The following is a 4,307-nucleotide window of genomic DNA, read 5'->3' as shown; positions in this document are numbered from 1 at the left end:
CGCAGTTATTCGCCGATACCCCGCAGGGGGCCCGGGCCAGCGCCACCTGTTACTCACTGATCGAAACAGCCAAAGCCAATGGCCTGGAGCCCTCGGCCTACATCCATCATGTGCTGGAGCACATTGCCAAGGCCGATACGGTGGAGAAGCTCGAAGCACTGCTGCCCTGGAACGCGCAGCTGCCGGCAGCCAAAGCAGCCTAATTCCAATCCCGCAAGGGGGTCGGTTTTTGGGCGCTTACGGTGCATGACCTGGTTACACCTCACGTTGATCAGTGAAGCTGACTAAAAACTTCGGGGTGTTGCTCAGCAATGCGAAGAAGCGCAACCGCAGGACCCTGCGGCTCGCGCCGACCCTGTTCCCAGTCCTGAAGGGTTCGCACACTCACGCCCATAAGACCGGCAAATGTTGACTGTGACATGTGTAATTTCAGTCTGATCACTTTGGGCGGTGAAGGATCTGAAAGCTCATGCGTTCGCAGGACCAATTTACCCTTTTTGAATTTCTTGATTTCATTGATACCTTCAAGAATCTCTACCCCAAGATTTCGGTCACCCATTTTTGATTGCCTCCGCTATCTGCTTGAGCGCATGGCCAGGAATACTGGCCCACTCTGATTTACTGTACAGCGTGAGCATCCATATCTCGTGATCAGATTTCTTCCAGTAGTATATGGCTCTGATACCACCGCTCTTTCCCGAACCCGCTGGTGCCCATCGAACTTTACGAACACCACCCGAACCTTTAATCAGATCCCCGGCATCTGGCGTTTGCAGAAGGTAGGTTTGAAGCCCACGGTATTCCTCATCCGTGAGGTAGTTCGGCAATAGCTTGGTGAACATCGAGGTTTCGATGAATAACATTGCCAGAATGTACGGCGATGCCGTATAGATGTCAAGGCCGGATCAGTGAGGTGTAACGCCGTGCTCACCGGAAAATTAGGAGCGTAGCGATTAATTTTTCCGAGTGCAGCAACTTGTTCGGCTTCACTGGCACTCGGAAATAAGGCCAATTATTTTTAATATGCCCACGCGTTTTGTTTGAACAACTCCACTTCATCAGGATCAATGACTTCAGCCGTGTCGGTAACATCCCCTACCATCAAATTTCTGACGTCAATACTTTTCTTCAACTTGGCGTTCGAAATCCATTCACATTTCCATAACGGTGGGGCCCCACCATTGACAATTTGGCAGATTAGTTCATCGCTTTCGAACTTAATTCCTACACTTTGAGGCTGAGTGACTCGTTGCAACCAAATTTCGAGATAACCATTGTACGGTACCCGTTTCATCTTATTGCGCACCTTTAGCCAAAGATCTGTTTTTTCTCCATCAGGAGCAAGGGCTATAAGATGGCTCAAGATGCCAGCAACCGCTGGGAAGGTTGCTGGAGAAACGTACGCAATATCTGTGGCAATGGCAACTTGCACTTCGAGATCTTCTGGAGGTTGTTTTTGTTTAGAAATCTTAGTATGAAATTCACTAACTAGCCGTCTCAAAGCTCCACTATTTGCATATTTCTGTCCGAAAGTATGCAACCTGAGAAGCTGTTTTTAGATGGTTTTCGCGTTGGTTTTCCCGAGATCTTGAAGTCCAATCCCAGCAAGTTTATCAGGCTTTAGAGACCCTTCAATAACATTTCTGGAGGAGTACGTCTTTGAAACCCCGAGCTTCATTCCGACTGTCCGTAATTTGTCGCTTACAACTTTGAGGACCTGTTCTGCTCGCTCATCGCTATTAGCAAATATCCGATAATCATCCCTGTACCGAAGGATTTTTATGTCAGTGCATTCTCCCAGCTCTCCGTTAATTTGCTCATCCACATAGCCCAAAACTATTTCAGCCACAAAATCCATGAGAACTGAGCCTTGTGGGATACCATTTGTCTGACCATAACGGCTAGCCTGGATATGAGAATCAATCTGGTTTCCAACCAAAGACTTTTGACCTTTTTTCTTTTTCGCCTCATCGATCCCATGAATAGCCCAAGCTATGCTATGGGTGTATAAAGAACCATAGCAATCAGTGACATCAGTATGAAGTATATGGCTAAACTCTAGCGAATATTTCAAGGATCGTTGCTCAACGGCTTGCCACCAGTTCTTTACCTGAGTCGCGACGTCTGTTTCATGGTCAACTGACATGACCGGAGCACTACAACAGTCAATGATTCCATCCTCAAAATCGTCTATTCGGGATTTAATAAGCCTCCAATTCTCTTCGTCACATATGACATTAACCAAGGACACATACAATACTGGATGAATCAATTCATACGGACGCCACGCAAACCTTCCATCTTTATTAGCAATAAAACTATAATTAACTCCTGGAAATTCAGCGGGATTATCTTTCTTAAACTGAAAATATGTGCCGGACTTTAAAATGGCAGCAACCTCAGATAGTATTGGCTCAAAGCTTACGTAGCTTGGCATATCGCCATTAAAGTAGCTACTTCCTTTTAGGAAGTGCGCACGCGCGTCGTCGTGCGAGAGGTCAATTAACCGTTTCATACGTAAACCAATCTAGTTGTGATGCCGAACGTCTCACATCACCGGCAGAAAAAAGCAGAGCGACGAGGAACGAGGAGCGGCGCTTTTTACTGTCCGAGTGCATGTGATTGTTAGAGAATATTTCACTTAAACAGCAAATATAGAACTATGATTACGCCAACAACCCACCAAATTGCCGACGAGCCGCTCTTTTTCTTTGAACCTGATGTTCTTCTTTTCTTCGGTGTTTCATCTTCAAGTTGAAGATTGAATTTTATTACATGCTCACTCCCCGAATGGCTTTGCGTACTTTCTATATCCCAGCTCGGCTTAAAACCACCGAGAACATATCTATTGATTTTCTTGATAATAGGCTTTATCCCTACAGCGACCTCTTTGTAATCCCCGTTAACCTCCTCATAGCTTGTTCTGTATTGCCAGTTGCGATCACTTTTGGGGTTTATGCTGTCAGGTAGTTTCTCTAGAGTTTCAAGAACTCGCTTTCTATCCAGAACCGGACACAGTTCGTTTTCTTTTAATGTGAGTTCTAATTCATGCTTAATTCTGTTTTTATCGAAGTGCCATACGCCTGATTTATCAAATTCACCACAATCAAGCCAACCACCACCCCATTCATTGATTGGCATATTTAGTCTTTTACAACCCCAAATATTGGCTTCATATTCTTTTTCACCAAAGCAAAACTGTTCAGGCTTATATGCTTTTTGTCTATTTCTGTAACAACCAACACCATAATAAGTTAAATCTTTTTTAGTTGCGGTATGCCCATTTATGAGCATTTGAGATGATTTCCAACTGCCAACCAATTCAAATAGATTAACAATCAAATCGACTTCTGTAATTGGAAGTAAAAGTTTGTGTTGGGTTTGCTTCCCTTCGCCCGTGACGGAGTAAGACGGGATGTTTTTGCAAATCTCAACTGCCTTGGTGAAGTTTGCGGACGAGCTTTCACCAAATGATATTTCGACATTCGCTACATGCGATTCTGCGACGGGCACAGTTACTCGATCAGCATCAGTGACAGGGTCGCCGCATTGTGGGCAAAACTTTGACCCCTCATTTATTCCAGCACCACATTTATCGCATATCAGCATGATTGCTCCTCTGACTTCTTCTTTTCTCTAACGTTTGAGCTCAGCGGCGGCCCATCAGGGCCGTCCGCTGGAGCGAATTGTTATGCCTCATGACTCAGGCTCTGTATTACCAGTACGCCGGATCGCGGAACGCCTCGACGCAACCTGGACGTTCGGTGCGTGCCTGAATTGGCTCTTTGGAAAGAGACTGCCCCAGCCAGCCATGAGGCATGGATAGATCCAGTGGGGCCTTGAGGACGTCCTCTGACAGCGGCAGGAAGCCCACTTTTCCGTAGTAAGACGGATCGCCATAGGTTACCGCTACCAAGGCGCCATCACTGGCCAACTCATTCAGCCCATACCTGATTAGTGCCTGGCCGACACCGGACCTTTGACGGTCGGTAGATACAGCCACTGGAGCAAGCATGTAAATCGGTGCCCCATCTGCAAATTGGAGCCTAGTGAAGAATATGGCTCCGACAAGCTGTTCATTCTCAACTGCGCCGAAGCAGATAATTTCACTGCCATCGATGCTGGCGCTCAACTTGGCAACCAGACCCCCAATTAAGGCTCCTTCCTCTGCTCCTTCGGAAGAACCAAACGTGGAGGCAAAGAGCTGGGTTAGATCACTCGCCTTTTCCTTTCCAATTCTTTCAAACTTCATTCTATGTACTCAAATTCGTTAAGTAGTAATGCGGGTCGTTGCTGCACGTGAGGCA

7 protein-coding genes are annotated in these 4,307 nt (G+C 46.4%); 1 reads left to right on the top strand and 6 read right to left on the bottom strand.

The window, feature by feature from the left end; translation table 11 throughout:
* On the top strand, positions 1-203 hold a 203-nt coding region (locus LPW29_RS14810), incomplete at its 5' end, for a transposase domain-containing protein (protein WP_238628653.1).
* A 68-nt stretch (positions 204-271) separates the two neighbouring features.
* Here LPW29_RS14810 and LPW29_RS14805 read toward each other — a convergent pair.
* The 6 genes from LPW29_RS14805 to LPW29_RS14780 form a co-directional block, all read right to left on the bottom strand.
* Complete coding sequence (locus tag LPW29_RS14805; protein WP_238628652.1) at positions 272-559, bottom strand: helix-turn-helix domain-containing protein; 288 nt, start codon at positions 557-559, stop codon at positions 272-274.
* A complete protein-coding gene (locus LPW29_RS14800; protein ID WP_238628651.1) occupies positions 552-863 on the bottom strand; it encodes a type II toxin-antitoxin system RelE/ParE family toxin in 312 nt (103 codons plus the stop codon). The genes LPW29_RS14805 and LPW29_RS14800 overlap by 8 nt, the downstream gene beginning before the upstream one ends.
* Before the next feature lie 155 nt (positions 864-1,018).
* Positions 1,019-1,432 (bottom strand): hypothetical protein, encoded by a 414-nt coding sequence (locus tag LPW29_RS14795; protein ID WP_238628650.1) that lies wholly within the window; start codon positions 1,430-1,432, stop codon positions 1,019-1,021.
* A gap of 123 nt (positions 1,433-1,555) precedes the next feature.
* Positions 1,556-2,515 (bottom strand): RNA-directed DNA polymerase, encoded by a 960-nt coding sequence (locus tag LPW29_RS14790; protein WP_238628649.1) that lies wholly within the window; start codon positions 2,513-2,515, stop codon positions 1,556-1,558.
* Positions 2,516-2,637: 122 nt separating this feature from the next.
* Complete coding sequence (locus tag LPW29_RS14785) at positions 2,638-3,609, bottom strand: zinc-ribbon domain-containing protein (RefSeq protein ID WP_238628648.1); 972 nt, start codon at positions 3,607-3,609, stop codon at positions 2,638-2,640.
* Positions 3,610-3,715: 106 nt separating this feature from the next.
* Positions 3,716-4,252, bottom strand: a complete 537-nt coding sequence (locus tag LPW29_RS14780) for a GNAT family N-acetyltransferase (protein WP_238628647.1) — start codon at positions 4,250-4,252, stop codon at positions 3,716-3,718.
* Positions 4,253-4,307 lie beyond the last annotated feature (55 nt).

The organism is Ectothiorhodospira sp. 9100 (assembly GCF_022227565.1).
GTDB classification, from domain to species: Bacteria; Pseudomonadota; Gammaproteobacteria; order Ectothiorhodospirales; family Ectothiorhodospiraceae; genus Ectothiorhodospira; species Ectothiorhodospira marina.
This window is presented reverse-complemented; position numbering and strand designations above follow the sequence as displayed.

What these genes read in the sequence shown, in the direction of transcription:
- LPW29_RS14805 (WP_238628652.1), bottom strand. Translation starts at nt 559, where the DNA reads ATGGGTGACCGAAATCTTGGGGTAGAGATTCTTGAAGGTATCAATGAA.
- LPW29_RS14800 (WP_238628651.1), bottom strand. Translation starts at nt 863, where the DNA reads ATGTTATTCATCGAAACCTCGATGTTCACCAAGCTATTGCCGAACTAC.
- LPW29_RS14790 (WP_238628649.1), bottom strand. Translation starts at nt 2,515, where the DNA reads ATGAAACGGTTAATTGACCTCTCGCACGACGACGCGCGTGCGCACTTC.
- LPW29_RS14785 (WP_238628648.1), bottom strand. Translation starts at nt 3,609, where the DNA reads ATGCTGATATGCGATAAATGTGGTGCTGGAATAAATGAGGGGTCAAAG.
- LPW29_RS14780 (WP_238628647.1), bottom strand. Translation starts at nt 4,252, where the DNA reads ATGAAGTTTGAAAGAATTGGAAAGGAAAAGGCGAGTGATCTAACCCAG.